This is a genomic window from Methylobacterium indicum (assembly GCF_001043895.1).
Classification (GTDB): Bacteria; Pseudomonadota; Alphaproteobacteria; order Rhizobiales; family Beijerinckiaceae; genus Methylobacterium; species Methylobacterium indicum.
This window is the reverse complement of sequence record NZ_JTHF01000152.1, coordinates 1-15986: the sequence shown is the minus strand read 5'-3', so window position 1 is coordinate 15986 and position 15986 is coordinate 1. Positions and strand designations below refer to the sequence as shown.

Below are 15986 nucleotides of genomic sequence, written 5' to 3'. Positions count from 1 at the left end.
CACGTCCCGACGAGCCCTCCGGAGCCCGAACGATGGCTGCTGACCCGATCCCCGCCCCCGCCCTGTCCGACGCCGCCGTCGAGATGACGGTCGCCGATGCCCAGGAGGCCTTCGCCCGCGGCGTCACCGCCGAGGCCCTGGCGGAGGCCTTCCTCGCCCGCATCGCGACCTACAACCCGCGCTACAATGCGCTGATCTTCCTCAACCCCCACGCCCTGGACGAGGCGCGGGCGATCGACCGGCGCCGCGCCGCCGGCGAGGCCCTGGGGCCGCTGGCCGGCGTTCCGGTGGTGGTCAAGGACACGATGGACATGGCGGGCCTGCCGACCACCGCCGGCTGGCACTTCCTCTGCGCCAAGGCCGGCGGCACCGACCTGATGCCGGGCACCGATTCCCCGGTCGTCGCCCGGATGCGGGCGGCAGGCTGCGTCATCCTCGGCAAGACCAACGTGCCGGTGCTCAGCGCCACCGGCAGCCACGCCAACGACAGCTGGGCCGGCCCGACCCTGAACGCCATGGTGCCCGAGAGCCTGCCCGGCGGGTCGAGCGCCGGCACCGCCACGGCGGTCGCCGCGAGCCTCGCGGTGCTCGGTCTCGCCGAGGAGACCGGAGGCTCGATCCAGAACCCGGCCTCGGCTCAGGGGCTCGTCGGCATCAAGCCGACCTTCGCCCTGGTGCCGAATGCCGGCGTGGTGCCCCTCGCCGGCAGCACCCGCGACGTGGTCGGGCCGATCGCCCGCTGCGTGAGGGACGCGGCGCTCACCCTCGACGCGCTCGCCGGCTACACCGCCGCCGACCCGAAGACCGTGGCGGCGATCGGTCGGCGGCCGAAGGGCGGCTACGCGGCCGGCCTCTCGACGACCGCGCTCCAGGGCAAGCGGCTCGGCCTCTACGGGCCGGGCTGGCGCGACCGGCCGCTCAGTCCGGAGACGGCCGACCTCTACGCGCGGGCGCAAGGCGAGATCGCCGCCCGCGGCGCCGCCCTGGTGGCGGATCCCTTCGCGGGGAGCGGGTTCGCCGCCCTCGGCCGGCCCGTCGCGGGCCTCGACCATTACGACGCCAGCGGCATCGAGAGCGTGGTCCACGACCTGCATCACTACCTGCAGCGGCTCGGGCCGGACGCCGCCTACCGCACCTTCGCCGAGTTCGCCGCGGCCACCAAGGCGGAGGACCCCTTCGCCCCGGGCGGCGTGCTCGACTGGATGAACCAGGTCCCGGCCTTCGCCCCCTGCCTCGCCGATCCGCTCGCGCCGCCCGACCTGTCGGACTTCCTGTCGCTCCGCGAGCGCTACCTCGCGATCTTCGACGCGGTGATGGCCGAGCACGGCCTCGACGCCCTGGTCTTCCCGCAGATGCGCGACGCGCTGCCGCCGCTCCACGGCCCGGAGACCATCCACGAGACCACGGTGTGCGAGATCAACATCGCGGGGCTGCCCGGCGTGGTGATGCCGGCCGGCTTCTACGCCTCGGGCGCGCCGTTCTGCCTGATCTTCGTCGGCAGGCTGTGGAGCGAGGCGGACCTGCTCGCCCTCGCCCACGACTACGAGGCCGCCACCCGCCACCGGCGGGCGCCCGCCCTCTCGGCGGCGTGAGGGGCATCCCCGGCATGACGGGGCGTGCGACGGCGACAGAGGCTCCCGGCCTCCCCTATGGTCCGCGCCACCGACGGGGAGGAACGGACGCCGATGCTAACCGATCACCGCTACCAGGAGATCCTGTCGCGCCTGAACGGCACCGGACGGGTCGGCGTCGCGGAGGTCGCCGCGCACCTGCACGTCTCCGAGGAGACGATCCGGCGCGACCTCAAGGTGCTGGAGGAGCGCGGCATCCTGCGGCGCATCCACGGTGGCGCGGTGCCCCTGCGCCTCGACGAGGACCGGCCGCTCCAGGAGCGCGGCAAGACCAATGCCCGCGAGAAGGCGCGGGTCGCGGCGCTCGCCGAGGGGCTGGTCCGCGACGGCATGTCGGTCTTCCTCGACACCGGCACCACGACGCTGGCGCTCGCGCGCCGGCTCACCAGCCGCAGCCTCACCGTCACCACCAACTCGATCGACATCGCGCTGCTGCTCGGCTCCGGCCCGGCCCGGATCAACCTGACCCCCGGCACCCTGCGGGCGCGCGACAACGCCCTCGTCGGCTACGAGACCGTCGCGTATGCGCGCCGGTTCTTCTTCGACATCGCCTTCATGGGGATCGGTGCCTGCGACCTCGTCCACGGCTGGATGGACTACGAGGAGCACGAATCCGCCCTGCGCAAGGTGCTGCGGGGCCAGGCCCGCGAGGCCGTGCTCCTCGCCGATTCCCGCAAGTTCGGGCGGCAGGCCAATCTCTGCACCTTCGGGCTCGAGGAGCGCCTGCGCGTCGTCACCGACCGTCCGCCGCCGCAACCCTTCCAGGATCGTTTCGCCCAGCATGACATCGCGATCGTCAGCGCCTGACGCCGCCGCGGCGGCGTCCTTCGACCACGAAAACGCCGCTGCGGCGTTCCACGATCTCTTCTCCCGCCTCTCGGCCTGCGGAGCGACGCCCGGCGGCGGCGTGACCCGGCTGTGCGGCACGCCCGAGGACGGGGCCGCCCGGGCCATCCTGGCCGATTTCCTGCGCGAGGCCGGGGCGACGCTCCGCACCGACGCGGTCGGCAACCAGTTCGGGCTCTTCAGGCTCGCCGGGGCCGCGGATGCCCCGGTGGTGATGCTGGGCTCGCATCTCGACAGCCAGCCCCGGGCGGGGCGCTTCGACGGAACCTACGGGGTCGCGGCGGCGGCGGCCATCGGGGCGGCGCTGATGCGGGCCCGCCGGGCGGGCGCCGCCTTCGACGCCGATCTCTGCGCGGTGAACTGGACCAACGAGGAGGGAGCCCGGTTCCGGCCGAGCCTCCTCGGCAGCGGAGTCTATGCCGGCCACCACGACGCGGAGACCGCGCTCGGCTGCCGCGACGACGCGGGCGTCGCGCTCGGCGAGGCCCTGGCGGCGATCCGGGCGCTCGGATCCGACGCCGCGCCCCCGCTCCCCGCCTGCTACCTCGAACTCCATGTCGAGCAGGGCACGATCCTGGAGGAGGCCGGGGCCCGGATCGGTCTCGTCACCCGCAACTGGGGGGCGGCCAAGATCGAGGTCGTGTTCACCGGCGAGCAGGCCCATACCGGGCCGACCCGGATGGGCCGGCGCCGGGACGCGCTCTACGCGGCGGCCCTGCTCATCACCGCGTTGCGGACCGTGGCGGAGGCCTGGCCGGACCGGGTCCATACCTCGGTCGGCCGCATCCTGGTCGCGCCGAACTCCGCCAACGTGGTACCGGCGGAGACGGTCCTCTCCGTCGAGGTCCGCGCGGACGACGACGGCCTCCTGTCCGAGGCGACCGCCTGGGCCGAGCGCGCCATCGCGGCGGCGGCCGGCGAGGCCCGCGTCGGGGTGGCGCTGCGCAGCCGTTCCCGGCGCCCGGTCCGGCCGCTGCCCGCCGAGGTCTGCGACCTCGCCGAGGCCTGTGCCGAGGCCGAGAGCCTGCATGCCCTGCGGATGGACACGGTGGCGGGCCACGACGCGCTGAGCCTGCTCGGCCTGTGCCCGACCGGCCTGATCTTCGTGCCCAGCCGCGACGGCATCGCCCACGACGAGGCCGAGTTCACCGCCGACGCCGACCTGGAGGCCGGCCTGCGCGTCGCCCTGCGGGCGGCGACGCGCCTGTGCCGGGCCGGGGGCTCTCCGGTGCGGGCCTTGCATGACGCGGCCGACCCTTCCCGCGGAGCGACGCGATGAATGCCGACGGCCCCGCCCCCACCGCCCTCGACCCGCGCGTCGCGGCTCTGCTCGCCGGGCGGCAGGACTGGCGGGCCCGGCGCCCGGCCCGGACGGTGGCGGTCGCCCCCCTCGCCTCGCCGACGCACCGCGCCACCGCCTCCGATTGCCTGCGGGTGAGCTTCGAGACCGGTCCCGCCCTCTTCCTGAAGCTCCGTCACCCGGACATGGCGACCGACATCCTGCCGCAGGCCGGCACCGCCGCGCGGCGGGCGGCGGATCTCGGGATCGGGCCCGACGTCGTGTTCGAGGACGAGGCGGCGCTCGCCCTCGCCGACCTGCCGGCGCCCTGGCGCGAGGCGCGGGTCGGGGATCTGCAGGACCCCGGCCTCCTCGGGCGGGTCCTCGACGCCAAGAAGCGTCTGCACGCGAGCGGTCCCCTCGGCGCCCGGTTCTGTCCCTTCGCCCGCATCGCGGCGCTGGCCGCCGAGGCCCGGGCCGCCGGGGCACCCCTGCCCGACGGGACCGAGCGCCTCCTCGCGACCACCGACCTCGTCCGCGAGGCGGTGCATGCGGCGGGGTTCGACCTCGCCTTCTGCCACAACGACGGCATCGCCTCGAACGTGATGATCCGGGAGGCGCAGGAGTGCGGGGCGGCGGATCTGCGCCTCGTCGACTTCGACCTCGCCGGCGACAACGATCCCTGGTTCGACGTCGGCGCCCTCCTCAACGAGGCCTGCCTGTTCGAGGACCAGCGCCGGGCCGCCATCGAACATTATGCCGGCAACTGCCCGGAGCACCTCTACGGCCGCTGCCGGCTCTACGGCGCCGTCGACGACGTGATGTGGGGGCTGTGGGGCGTCGTGCGCGCCGTGACCTCGGCCCGCACCGGCATCGAATTCTACAAGTACGGCACCTGGCGGCTCCTCCACGCCCGCACCACCCTCGGCGCGCGGGAATGCGAGGCGTGGCTGCGGCGGCTGTGAGGCAGCGCGGGAGATCCGGCATGACCCAGATCTGGACATCCTTCGGACAGGCGGGCAGCGAGAGCGAGCGGGCGCTGGAAGCCATCCTCGCCCGGGTCCCGGCCTGGCGCGGCAAGGCCCTGCGCTACCGCCCGGTGCCCGGGGGGATCAGCAACACCAACTGGCGCATCGGCATCCCCGGGGAGGCCGATTGCTTCCTCAAGGTGCCGGGTCGCGGCACCGAGATGTTCATCGCCCGCGACGCCGCCAACGACGCCAGCCGCCGGGCACAGTCCTGCGGCTTCGGCGTGCCGGTGATCGACTACCTGCCGGACGAGGGTGTCGAGATCTTCGCCTTCGCGGAAGGGTTTCGCGCCTCCTCGAACCTCGACTTCCTGCGCCCGGCGGTGCGCGGCAACGCCGTGCGGGCCCTGCGGGCCTTCAACGATTCCGCTCCCCTCGGCCTCACCAAGACGATCTTCGACATGATCGAGGAGCATGTCGCGCAGGTGGCCCAGGTCGGCGGCCGCCTGCCGCCCGACCAGGGCCACCTGATGCGCGCCTTCGCCGAGGCCAAGGCGGCGCTGACCGCCTCGGGCCTCGACCTCGTGCCCTGCATGAACGACACGCTCGCCGGCAATTTCCTGATCGACGACGACGACCGGGTGCTGCTGGTCGATTTCGAGTACGCCTCGAACAACGAGCGCACCTACGAGCTCGCCCTGTGGTTCGACGAGATGGCGTTTCCGCAGGCCGTCGAGGACGAGATGATCGAGGCCTATTTCGGCCGCTGGGACCGCAGGATCGCCGCCCGCATCGCCGTGCTCAAGGCGCTCGGCGACCTCAAATGGGCGACCTGGGCGATGATCCAGGAGGCGGTCTCGACCCTCGATTTCGACTATTACAAGTACGGCTCCTGGAAGCACCAGCGGGCGCGCACGCTGTTCCACCATCCCGACTGGCCGCTCTGGCTGCGGCAGGTGTGAGGACCCGTCATACGAAATCCGGTTGATCGCTTCGCGATGCGGATTTCGGCTTCGCTCAAGCGTGTGGAGCCTGCGGCTCCACCGCGCGGGCTGGTGATACCGCTTCCGGAAGGAATCTTCCGGAAGCGGTATCAGACCCTCGCGCCTCGGCGACGACGCACGGTCGGGCTCGGCCCGGCGCCTTCGAGCGGATCCGTTCGAAGGCGCCGCGGTCTCAGGCGGGCTTCACGAACTTGGCCTTCCCCCGCAACGACCACGGGCCCGCGAGCCCGTGCTCGGCGCAGAAGGTGTCGACCGCCCGGGCGACGCCGGGAAACTTGCCCCCCTGGCTGTCGTAATCGTCGGCGATGAACAGGCCGCCGGGGCGCAGGACCGGCCACCAGGCCCGGAGGTCGGCCGCCACCGAGGATTCCTCGTGGCCGGCATCGAGATGGATCACGTCGGCGGACAGCCCGCGCAGGCGCATCAGTTCGGCGGCGTTCACCGAATCGAGGGGAAGCGGCACCACCCGCTCGGCCAGCCCCGAGCGCAGGACGTTGGCCAGGAAGGTGCGGTAGAGGCTCGGATAGCCGTGTTCCGGGCTCAGTTCCGCGAACAGCGCCGGATCGGCCCAGTGGTCGACCGCGCCGAGCCAGGTATCGACGGCGATCACCGTGCCGGACACGTCGTGCTCGGCCATGACCTGAGCAAGGTAGAGCACGCTCGCCCCCTTCCAGGCGCCGATCTCGACGACGGTGCCGGGACGCCACTCGCGCACCGCCTCCTCGAGATAGGGATGGATGCTGCGCCAGCCCTGGAGGTCGAGGGGGCGCAGGGCCTCGGGCGGGTTCGCGAAGGGATCGCGGCCGTGCCACAGCGCGTCGATGATCGTCTGGCGGGTCATGGTGCGGCTCGGGATTCGGGAGATAGGGGAAGCGTGGCGCCGGCACGACCTGCGGCGCCGGCATGGAGCGCCGCGTAGAGGGCCTCGCAGCGGTCGAGCCAGAGGTCGCGGGTGAACAGGCGCAGCACCCGCTCGCGCGGGATTCGTCGCGGGATGGCGAGTGCCGCCGGGATCGCCCCGGCCAGCGCCGCGGCATCCTCGGATGGGACCAGGCAACCGGCCTCGCCCACGACCTCCCGGGCAGCGCCGCGGGCAAAGCCGGCGACGGGCAGGCCGCAGGCCATCGCCTCGATCGCCGCCAGCCCGAACGGCTCGTCCCAGCACGGGGTGAACAGGAAGACGGATGCGCGGGCCATCTCGGCGGCCAGCGCCGCTCCGGCCAGGTGGCCGCCGTAACGGATCGCCCCGCCGAGGAGCGGGCGGATGCCCGCCTCCCAGTAATCCGGTTCCTCGATCGGGCCGAACAGGGTCAGGGGCAGCCCGGCGCTCCTCGCCGCCGCGATCGCGTGGTGCGCGCCCTTCACGGGGGTCAGGCGCCCGCTCCAGGCGGCGCTGCCGTCACCGTTCGCCCCGAAGGGCCAGGCCGCGGGATCGATGCCGTTGGGAAGAACGGACGCCTCGGGCGGCGGACCGTCCGGCCACCAGGCGGCGAGGTGGGCGGAGGAGGTCGCGGTGAGGCGGTGGGTCGGGCATGGGCTGTCGTGCACGAACCACCGGAGCGCGTCGTAGGGCGGCGCGTGCAGGGAGGTGAGGGTGGGAACGGTGCTCGTGCGCCGCCGCTCCAGCGGCAGCCGGCTGAGCGAGTTGTTGTGCACCACGTCGAAGCCGCCGGCCGCGATCCGGTCGAGGGCGGCCGCGTAGGCGGCGTCGACATGGGCGCGCAACCCGGCATCGCCCCGGTGCTCGAGGCCCGGAAAGCGCTTCTCGTGGTGGACCGGGCTTACCGGATCGAGGGAAAAGCGCGGGTCGCTGTCGCCGGAGGCGAACAGCACCACGTCGTGGCCCCGCGCGGTCAGCCCCTCGGCGAGGTGCCAGCAATAGGCTTCGAGCCCGCCCGCGAAGGGCGGCGCGATCGGATGGCGCAGATGGGCGAGGAGCGCGATCCTCACGCAGTAACCGCGTCCTGCACCGGCACCTCGCGGGCCTCGATGGCGCGGATGACCGAGGCGGAGTTGGTGTAGGGCTGGTGGCCCTGCTGGCCGGTGAGGGCAAGATCGTCGGCGTCGGGGCGGCGCAGGATGCGGATCGGCCGGTCGGGCGTGTCGTCGATCAGCCCCATCACCCGGAAGGCGTGGAGCCAGTGCCCCATGGTGCGGTAGCCCCACTTGGCCTCGAACAATTCGGCGTTGCGCACCACGCTGTCGAGGTGGTGGACCGGCGGCATGTGGTGGGGGTGGTACTGGTGATAGGCGAGCCCGCCCTTCATCCAGGCGATCGGCAGGCCGCGCCGGTCGAGCGCCTTGCCGAAATCGGTGTCCTCGCCGCCATAGCCGGTATAGCGCTCGTCGAAGCCGCCGGTGGCCAGGAAGGTGGCGCGCCGGATCGCGAAGTTGAGCGACCAGAAGCAGCGGTAATCGTGGCAGATCTCGAGTCCCGTAGCCGGCGGCCCGCGGCGGTCGGAATGCTTCTCGGCGACCCGGGCCAGGTCTTCGTAGGTCCAGTGGCCCAGCGTGGCGGCCTCGGGCAGGTGCAGCACCTCGCCCATCAGCAGGCCGTCGAGGGTGGCGAGGCCCTTGGCGTAATCGGCGACGAGGTCGGGTGCGGGGATGCAGTCGACGTCGAGGAAGACCACGGCCTCCCCGGTGGCCGCCGCGACGCCGCGGTTGCGCGCGGCGGCGAGCGGCAGCTCGGTACCGGACACCCGGATCTGGCGCACGGGGACCGACGACGCGGGCAGATCGTAGAGGTCGTCGTGCATCACCGCGACGATGAACTCGACAGGTGCTTGGGTCTGGCGCTCCAGGCCGCGCAGAACATTGGCGAGATGCGCCGGCCGGCCCTTGGCCAGGGTCACGACGGAAACGGTGGACATGCGGGCTCTCGGCTCCGGCAAGAGGGAAGCGGGCAGGCTCAGCCGGCCGCGACGACGCGCAGTGGGGCGGTGGCGGCTTGCGAGGGCTCGGCGGCGCCTTGCCAAAGCTCGTCGGTCAGCCCTTCGAGCCAGCCCGCGGCGCGGGCGGCGGCGTCCGGCGCGTAGAGGCTGCGCAACGCCGCCCCGTCGAGGGCGCGGGCGCGGGCGAGGAGGTCGCGCCAGCCCTGGAGGTCGCCGGGCCAGAAAGGCGCCTGGACGGCGGCGCCGAGGCGCACCAGGGCTTCGGCCTTGCGGGTCTGCTCGCCGAAATAGCGCCATTCCGGCATCACGATCAGCCGGCCGCCGACGCGGGCGACCTCGTGCACCGTGTTGTCGCCGGCCGACGCCACCACGATGTCGGCCGCCGCCAGGTAGTCGGTGACCGAGGGCACCCAGCCGAGTTCGCGCAAATTCGAAAAATCGGTCTCGTGACCCTCGCGGTGGGTCGGCCCGAGGGTGAGCCACAGGGCGTCCGGCGCCGCCCGCGCCGCCACCGTGAGGGGGGCGTAGGGCGTACCGCTGCCCCCGCCGCCGGTCACCGCCACGACGATCTCGCGGTCGGGATCGAGCCCGAGCCTGGCCCGCGCCTCGGCCCGGTCCGGCACCCGGTCGACGCTGGTGCAGAGCCCGCCGCTGTAGAAGGTCTTGGCGCGTAAGTGCGCCGGGTAGTCGTCCTGCTCCATCCGGGGATCGAACGGCGCCAGCATTCCGACGCAGGCTTCATACGAGCCGACATGGCCGATATCCTGGCGGTCGCCATGCATGCGGATCTGCACCGCCGGCACGCTGGCGATGCGGGCGAGCAGCGCGATCTCCGCCGAGACGTCGACGACGAACAGGCCGATCCCGCGCTCGTCGAGATGGTCGAGGATCTGGCGCATCGTCCGGCGCATCTCGGCGAGGCCGAGCGGCACGCAATGCATCACCTGCGGCGTCGGCTCGGCGTAGAGGCGCGGCGTCGGCACCGCGGCGCCGATCATGTTCGGCAGGGCCACGATTTCGATGTCGCGGGAGAACCCGTCGAACAGGTGGGGGCCGGCGGTCAGCACCGAGACCGGGCGGTCGCGGGCGAACTCGGCCGCCACCGCCATCGTGCGGTTGGCATGGCCCCGTCCCTGGTGGTGGACGAAGAACGCGATCGGCTTCTTCATGGTCTCTCGGTTGTCAGGAGAACAGGGCGTCGGGCCGCGAGGCGGCGGCGATCTCGGGCGCGGTCGGGGCGCGCAGCAGGCGGATCGACTCCGCCTCCTCGTCCCAGGCGATCAGCCCGGCGTCGCGGAACTGGCCGAGCCAGTAGGTCATGCACCAGCGCCCGTGCCGGGCCCGGAAGCGCGCCGCGTTGGCGAGGATCGGCGCGAAGTGCTGGAGCGGCGGGACGTGGACCGGGTGGTGCTGGTGGTAGGCCCGCGCGCCCCCGACCCAGAAGGTCGGCAGGCCGCTGCCCGCGAGGCGCGCCGCGAGGTCGGTCTCCTCGCCGCCATAGCCCGCGTAAGCCTCGTCCATGCCGCCGCCCGCGTGCCAGGCCCGGGCGGGCAGGGCGAAGGACAGGCCCCAGAGCTGGCCGGCATCCGGCTCGGGGCGGAGTCCCGCCTCCGGCACCGGCGGGCGCGCCGGGTGGGCGCGGCCGAGCCGGTCGAGGGTCGCGTCGTCGCTGTCGGCAGGCAGGCCACCGGGCGGCAGGTACAGGACCTCGCCCAGAAACAGCCCGTCGGTGCGCGCCGCGGCCCCCGCATAGGCGGCGACGAGGGACCGTCCCGGGATGCAATCGACGTCGAGAAACACCAGGAGGTCGCTGCAAGCCGCCTCCGCCGCCCGGTTGCGGGCGGCGGCGAGCGGCATCGGCTCGCCCGGGACGTGCAGGTGGCGGACCGGGCAGCCGGGATCGGGCAGGTCCGGCTCGGCCTCTGGCTGCATCCAGGCGATGACGAGTTCGCGCGGCGATGCGGTCTGGCGGGCGAGGCCGCGCATCAGGTGGCGCAGCCGGTCGGCCCGGCCGCGCACCAGGGTCAGCACGCTGACGGCCGCGGCGGTCTCAGCCGGCATGGGACGCGAGCGCCTGGCTTTGGAGCGCCCGGCGGAAATGCCCCACGCCCTCGATGATGCCGCGGGCATGCGAGGCCCGGGCGACGTAGGAATGCTGGAGCGCGGCGTGGCCGGCGAGGTCGTCGGAATAGTTCGCCACGATGATGGCCTGGGCCCGGGCGCGCAGCATCTCGATGTCGTTGCCCGAATCGCCGGCCACGAACACCGCCCGCTCGGGCAGGCCGTAGAGCGCGCGGACGTGGTCGACGGCGGTGCCCTTCGAGGCTCGTTCCGGCAGCACGTCGAGGTAGCGGCCGTGGCTGTGGATCACGGTCCCCCGCAGGCCTGCCCGGCCGAGGCGCGCCCGCACCCGGGCCGCCGCCACGACGTCGCCGAAATAGCTGAGCTTGAACGCCCGCTGCTCCAGGGGGCCCTGGGGCACGAGGCCGTCGAGGCCGGCGAGCGCCGCGCACAAGGCCTCCCGCTCCCAGCCGGCGGAGACCGTTTCGCGCCAGGCGGTATCGGCCGTGTAGGTCACGCCGTTCTCGTCGAGGTGGTAGATCTCGGAGCCGACCGAGGTGATCATCACCTGCGGGCGCGGGCTGTCCTGCTGCTCCAGGATCGCCATCGCGCTGTGGAACGAGCGCCCGGTCGCGACCCCGAAGGCGAGGGCTTCCTGCCGGCTGCGCCAGCGGCGGAAGGTGCTCAAGCCCGCCTGGCAGCCGACGAGCGTGTTGTCGATGTCGCTGATCAGGAGCTGGCGGGGCGCCCGCATCGGCGGCACGGGGGCGTGCAGCGCCCGCAGCAGGGCGTGGTAGCGGGCGGCGTGCCGGTCCCAGTTGTAGGCTGCCGCCGCCCGCGCCCCGCCGGCGACGCAAGTCGCGTAGAAGCTCGGATCGTCGAGGATCGTCACGCACGCCGCCGCGATGGCGTCCGGCGCTCGCGGATCGACCAGGATCCCGTTGCCGCAGGTCTCGACGATGTCGTTGGGCCCGCCGCTATCGGTGGCGACGAGGGGCAGGCCGGCGGCGGAGGCCTCGAGCAGCGTCAGGCCGAACGGCTCGTTCAGCGCCGGGTTGACGAACAGGCCGCCGCGCACGCGGGCATGGGCGTAGAGCGCCGGCACGTCCTCGGGCCGGTGGGTCTTGGGATAGGCGACCCGGCCGTAGAGGTCGTAGCGGTCGATCAGCACCAGGAGGTCGCGCATCGTCGCGGCCATGTCGCCGTCGAGCGCGTCGATGTCGTCGCGGGTGCCGGCGACGAGGACGAGGTTCGCCCGCGCCTGCAAATCCGCGCTCTCGCCGTAGGCCCGCACCAGGGCCGCGAGGTTCTTGCGCGCCACCGGGCGGGCGAGCGCCAGCAGCACCGGCTTGTCGGGCTCGTGCAGGAAGCGCGCGATCGTGGCGTCGACCCGCGGGTCGGGGCGGCTGTCGGCGAAGCGGGCGAGATCGCTGCCCGGCGGCAGCACCCTGATCCGGCCGGGATCGTAGGCGGCGTAGCCCGCATATTGCACCTCCGCCTCGTCGCGGGAGGACGCGACGACGAGGCTCGCGCGGGCGAGCGCCTGCTCCTCGGTGGCGATCCGGCGGGCGAGGTCGGGACGGGTCGCGGCCCCCTCCCCCAACGTCGCGGCCTTGACTCGCCCGAGCGAATGGGCGGTGAACACGAACGGGAGGCCGAGGCGCTCCTCGACGATCGCCGCCACCGCGGCGGCATCGGCGTAATGGGCGTGAATCAGGTCCGGGGCCCGCGCCTGCAGGCCGATCCAGGCGATCAGGCTCTCGGCAAAGCTCGCGACCTCCGCGTGCATCTCCTCCTTGGTGCGGTAACCCGGGGACGTGCTCGCCAGCCGCACCAGCGCGACCTTGTCGCCGAGCCGCTCTTCGGGCACGGCGTAATCGGGGCCGGGCGGGCCGTCGAACAGCCGGGTCGCCACCACGATCCGGTCGATCCCGGGATCCTGGGCCGAGGCGGCGACGAGATCGAGCAGGTAGCGGATATGGCCGCCGGTATCGGCGGTAAGCCCATAGACGACATCCCGGCCGCGCAGGCAGCCCTGCAGGGCGACGTGCAGAACGAACATCAGGCCGCTGCCACAGTGGACAAGCCGCAAGCACAGGACGGTTCGAGTGAGGTGTCTTCTTTGATCCGCGTCGCGCAAGTCGCCCCGAACATCTTTCCCATCCCCCCGGACCATCACGGCGGCACGGAGCGGGTCATCCACGACCTCAGCACGGCGCTGCGAAGCTTGGGGGTGGAGGTAACGCTGTTCGCCCCCTCGGACAGTGCGACACACTTACCCCGTATCGGTAATTACCCGAGCCTCGCGGCCCTGGAACGCCGGCACGGCCCCGTCGCGCCGGGCGTCCCGGCCGCCCTCGACGCGCTGCAGCTCGACGCCCTGCGCCGGCATCTCGACGCCTTCGACATCGTCCATTGCCACGGCGAGTTCGCGCATGCCGCGCTGCTGGGCGAGCGCCGGTCCCACAGCCTGACGACGATCCACTGGCGGGTCGACGAGCTCGACCGGGCGTTGTTCTTCGAGGGGTTCCCGGATCTGCCGGTGGCGGCGATCTCGGCCGCGCAGGGCGCCGGCATCCCGGCCTCGAACCGCGCCGGGGTGATCCATCACGGCATCGACCGGGATCGCTACGCGGCCTCCCCGGCGCCGGGCCGCCACCTCGCCTTCGTCGGCCGGCTGACCGACCAGAAGCGGCCCGACACCGCGATCCGCGTCGCCCGCGCCGCCGGCCTGCCGATCCGGCTCGGCGGCACGATCGACGTCGGCAATCCGGGCTATTTCGACCGGGAGGTGCGGCCGCTGCTCGGCGAGGACGCGGTCTATCTCGGGCCGGTGGACGACGCGGCCAAGGGCGCGCTCCTGCGCGAGGCCGTCGCGCTCCTCTTTCCGATCGACTGGCCCGAGCCGTTCGGCCTCGTGATGATCGAGGCGATGGCCTGCGGCACCCCGGTGATCGCCTGGAACCGCGGCTCGGTGCCGGAGATCGTCGAGGACGGGGTGACGGGCTTCGTCGTCTCCTCCGAGGCCGAGGCCGTGGCGGCTTTGGCCCGGATCGGCACCATCGACCGGGCGGGCGTGCGCCGTCGCTTCGAGGAGCGGTTCACCGCCGAGCGCATGGCGCGGGACTACCTCGCCCTCTACCGGCGCCTGCTCGGCCGCTGATGCGCACCGCCCTCCTCGCCTGGGACTATCCGCCGGCCCCGAGCGGCCTCTCCACCGCCGCCCGGGAGATCGCCGAGAGCCTGGCCGGATCCGGTGCCGACGTGACGGTGTTCACCCTCGACCGCGCCGGGACCGCGTGGGCCGGGGGCGTCCAGATCGTCGGCCTCGCCCTGGCGCCGGGAGGCCCCCTCGCGCGGCTGCGGCTCTGGGGCTCGCTCGGCCATCTCGCGGCACCCCTCGCCTTCCGCCGCGCGGTACTGGCGGCCCATCGTGCCAGCCCCTTCGACGTCGTCGAGGCGACGAACTGGTACGCCCCGGCCGTCCTGCTCGCCGGGCGCCGGGATCTGCCGCTGGTGACCCGCTCCTCGACGCCGGCCGCCTTCACCCGCGGCTCGGCGCCCACCCTGCGCGACCGCCTCGACGGGGCGAGCGCCGACGCCCTCGAACGGCGCCAAGCGCGGGGCAGCGCCGGCCTCATCGCCAACACCGCCGCGCACGCGGCGGTGATCGACGCGGCCTACCGGCTTTCGGGCGGGCAGCCGGCCGCGGTGATCGGGCTGAGCCTGCCGCCGGAGATCGTGGCCGGTGCGCGCGCGGCTCCCTATCCGGAGACGGAGGATCCGGTGCAGCTGCTCTTCGTCGGCCGGGCGGAGGCCCGCAAGGGCTTCGACGCGCTCATGGCCGCGCTGGCGATCCTTTCCGACGAGCAGGAGCGGGGCGCCCTGCCGCCGTTCCGGCTCGACCTCGTCGGGGTGCCGCAGGGGGACCTGCCCGCCGACCTGCCCGCCCCGGCCCGCGCCCGGCTCCAGCCCAGCGGCCGGATCGACGCGGCGGCGCTCGCGGAGGCCTATCGGCACGCCCACATCGTCCTCGCGCCCTCGCGCTACGAGAGCTTCGGGCTCGTCTACCAGGAGGCCATGGCGTATGGCCGCCCGGTGGTGGCCTGCGCGGAGGATGCCAGCGCCCGCGCCTTCGTGGGCGATCCCGGGGCGGGGCCTCTCGCCGCGGAGGCGACCGGCCCGGCGCTCGCCGACGCCCTGCGCCCGCTCCTGCGCGATCCGGCCTTGCGCCGCGCCTACCGCGCCCGGGCGCTGGCGGCGGCCGGACGGTTCGACCGGGCGAGCCTGGGGCGCGAGACGCTCGACCTGTACCGGCGGGCGATCGCGGCGGCGCGGAGCTGGCCTCAGGCCCGGTAGGGCCGCAGCAGCGCCGCCTCCTCCTCGGGCCGCCCCCGCCCCGGATCGAGGGTCTCGTAGGTCCGCGAGCGGGCCCGGACATGGGCGAGGCTCAGGGCGTGGTCGATTGCGCCGGTGAGGGCGAGGAGGCTGCGGGGCCAACCGCCGTCGAGGACCGGCCGCTCGTGGACGCGGCCGGCATAGCGGGTCCCGGCCCGGTTCAGCCGGTACTGCACGTCCGGGTAGACGTCCGAGAGCATACCGTCGACCCGGTTGCGCCGGGGCAGCCCGACCGAGACGACGTCGCCGTCCTCGGCGAGCGCCGCGAGCGCGGGCAGGGCCCGGCCGAGCGCGGGGTCGATCGTTTCGTCGGTGTCGAGCTGCAGCATCCAGGGGCGGCGCGCCAGGTCCTGGAGAGCGTTGCGCTGGGCCGCGAAATCGCCCGAGAGCGGCCGGGCCGCGACCCGCACGGCGCCGTCGAAGAATCCCGGGACCGCCACCGGCCGGGGCGGAGACCGTTCGCCGTCGAGCAGCACCACCACGTCGTCGGTCCAGGCGGCATGGGGCGCGAGCGCGGCCAACACGGCGTCGCACTCGGCCGCCCGGCCGATCAGCCCGAGGGAGACCGGGCGTCCCCCCGCGAGGTCGTACAGGACGGCCTGCGCGGCGCGGACCGCGTGGGGCCGCAAGAGGGCGGCGCGGTCCTCCGGCCCGAGGGGGCGCAGGCCGCGGCCGAGCCGGGTCGCGGCGCTGCGCAGGGTGTAGACGTCGAGGCCGTAAGCGGCGTCCGGATCGGGCACGAACAGGTCTTGGCCGAGGCGCCGGGCGAGGTCGTCCCAGCAGCGGGCCGGATCTGCACCCCGCTCCGTCAGAACGCCGCAGGACTCGCAGGCGATCGGAAAGGTGCGCTCGCGCCCGCCCGGATAGGCGAGGCGCCGCGCGCTCGGCGCCGGCATGGCGGCGGC

The 15986-nt window shown here is 73.8% G+C and carries 14 protein-coding genes; 7 read left to right on the top strand and 7 right to left on the bottom strand.

What is annotated here, in order from left to right; translation table 11 throughout:
• Positions 1-32: 32 nt before the first annotated feature.
• The 5 genes from QR78_RS18490 (at position 33) to QR78_RS18470 (ending at position 5686) form a co-directional block, all read left to right on the top strand.
• Positions 33-1592 (top strand): amidase, encoded by a 1560-nt coding sequence (locus tag QR78_RS18490; RefSeq protein ID WP_048429030.1) that lies wholly within the window; start codon positions 33-35, stop codon positions 1590-1592.
• Positions 1593-1685: 93 nt separating this feature from the next.
• The gene (locus tag QR78_RS18485; protein WP_048429063.1) at positions 1686-2438 is read left to right on the top strand and encodes a DeoR/GlpR family DNA-binding transcription regulator; all 753 of its coding nucleotides are present in this window, start codon (positions 1686-1688) and stop codon (positions 2436-2438) included.
• Positions 2413-3756, top strand: coding sequence for an allantoate amidohydrolase (locus tag QR78_RS18480; RefSeq protein WP_048429029.1), 1344 nt, complete (start codon positions 2413-2415; stop codon positions 3754-3756). The genes QR78_RS18485 and QR78_RS18480 overlap by 26 nt, the downstream gene beginning before the upstream one ends.
• On the top strand, positions 3753-4721 hold the full coding sequence (locus tag QR78_RS18475) for a phosphotransferase family protein (RefSeq protein ID WP_053220979.1): 969 nt from the start codon (positions 3753-3755) through the stop codon (positions 4719-4721). The genes QR78_RS18480 and QR78_RS18475 overlap by 4 nt, the downstream gene beginning before the upstream one ends.
• A gap of 20 nt (positions 4722-4741) precedes the next feature.
• Positions 4742-5686 carry a choline kinase family protein gene (locus QR78_RS18470; protein WP_048429028.1) on the top strand — a complete coding sequence of 315 codons (945 nt, stop codon included), beginning with the start codon at positions 4742-4744 and terminating at the stop codon, positions 5684-5686.
• Positions 5687-5900: 214 nt separating this feature from the next.
• Here the strand turns inward: QR78_RS18470 and QR78_RS18465 are convergent, their stop codons facing one another.
• Genes QR78_RS18465 through QR78_RS18440 form a run of 6 tightly spaced genes read right to left on the bottom strand, consistent with a single transcriptional unit; the run spans position 5901 to position 12745 of the window.
• On the bottom strand, positions 5901-6569 hold the full coding sequence (locus tag QR78_RS18465) for a class I SAM-dependent methyltransferase (protein ID WP_048429027.1): 669 nt from the start codon (positions 6567-6569) through the stop codon (positions 5901-5903).
• The gene (locus tag QR78_RS18460) at positions 6566-7678 is read right to left on the bottom strand and encodes a glycosyltransferase (protein WP_048429026.1); all 1113 of its coding nucleotides are present in this window, start codon (positions 7676-7678) and stop codon (positions 6566-6568) included. The genes QR78_RS18465 and QR78_RS18460 overlap by 4 nt, the downstream gene beginning before the upstream one ends.
• Positions 7675-8601: a galactosyltransferase-related protein gene (locus tag QR78_RS18455; protein WP_048429025.1), complete on the bottom strand. Its 927-nt coding sequence runs from the start codon at positions 8599-8601 to the stop codon at positions 7675-7677. The genes QR78_RS18460 and QR78_RS18455 overlap by 4 nt, the downstream gene beginning before the upstream one ends.
• 38 nt (positions 8602-8639) lie before the next feature.
• The gene (locus QR78_RS18450; RefSeq protein ID WP_048429024.1) at positions 8640-9791 is read right to left on the bottom strand and encodes a glycosyltransferase; all 1152 of its coding nucleotides are present in this window, start codon (positions 9789-9791) and stop codon (positions 8640-8642) included.
• A 13-nt stretch (positions 9792-9804) separates the two neighbouring features.
• On the bottom strand, positions 9805-10683 hold the full coding sequence (locus QR78_RS18445) for a glycosyltransferase family 2 protein (RefSeq protein ID WP_179945789.1): 879 nt from the start codon (positions 10681-10683) through the stop codon (positions 9805-9807).
• Complete coding sequence (locus QR78_RS18440) at positions 10673-12745, bottom strand: HAD-IIB family hydrolase (RefSeq protein WP_048429023.1); 2073 nt, start codon at positions 12743-12745, stop codon at positions 10673-10675. Before QR78_RS18440 ends, QR78_RS18445 begins: the two co-directional genes overlap by 11 nt.
• A 60-nt stretch (positions 12746-12805) precedes the next feature.
• Here QR78_RS18440 and QR78_RS18435 point away from each other — a divergent pair, with 60 nt between their 5' ends.
• Together QR78_RS18435 and QR78_RS18430 are read left to right on the top strand one after the other, a co-directional pair.
• Positions 12806-13846: a glycosyltransferase family 4 protein gene (locus QR78_RS18435; protein WP_048429022.1), complete on the top strand. Its 1041-nt coding sequence runs from the start codon at positions 12806-12808 to the stop codon at positions 13844-13846.
• The gene (locus tag QR78_RS18430; protein ID WP_048429021.1) at positions 13846-15042 is read left to right on the top strand and encodes a glycosyltransferase family 4 protein; all 1197 of its coding nucleotides are present in this window, start codon (positions 13846-13848) and stop codon (positions 15040-15042) included. Before QR78_RS18435 ends, QR78_RS18430 begins: the two co-directional genes overlap by 1 nt.
• On the opposite strand, the gene QR78_RS18425 is transcribed toward QR78_RS18430, so the two are convergent.
• The coding region (locus tag QR78_RS18425) for a glycosyltransferase family protein (protein WP_048429020.1) at positions 15030-15986 on the bottom strand (957 nt) is incomplete at its 5' end. The two genes, QR78_RS18430 and QR78_RS18425, sit on opposite strands and share 13 nt — an antisense overlap.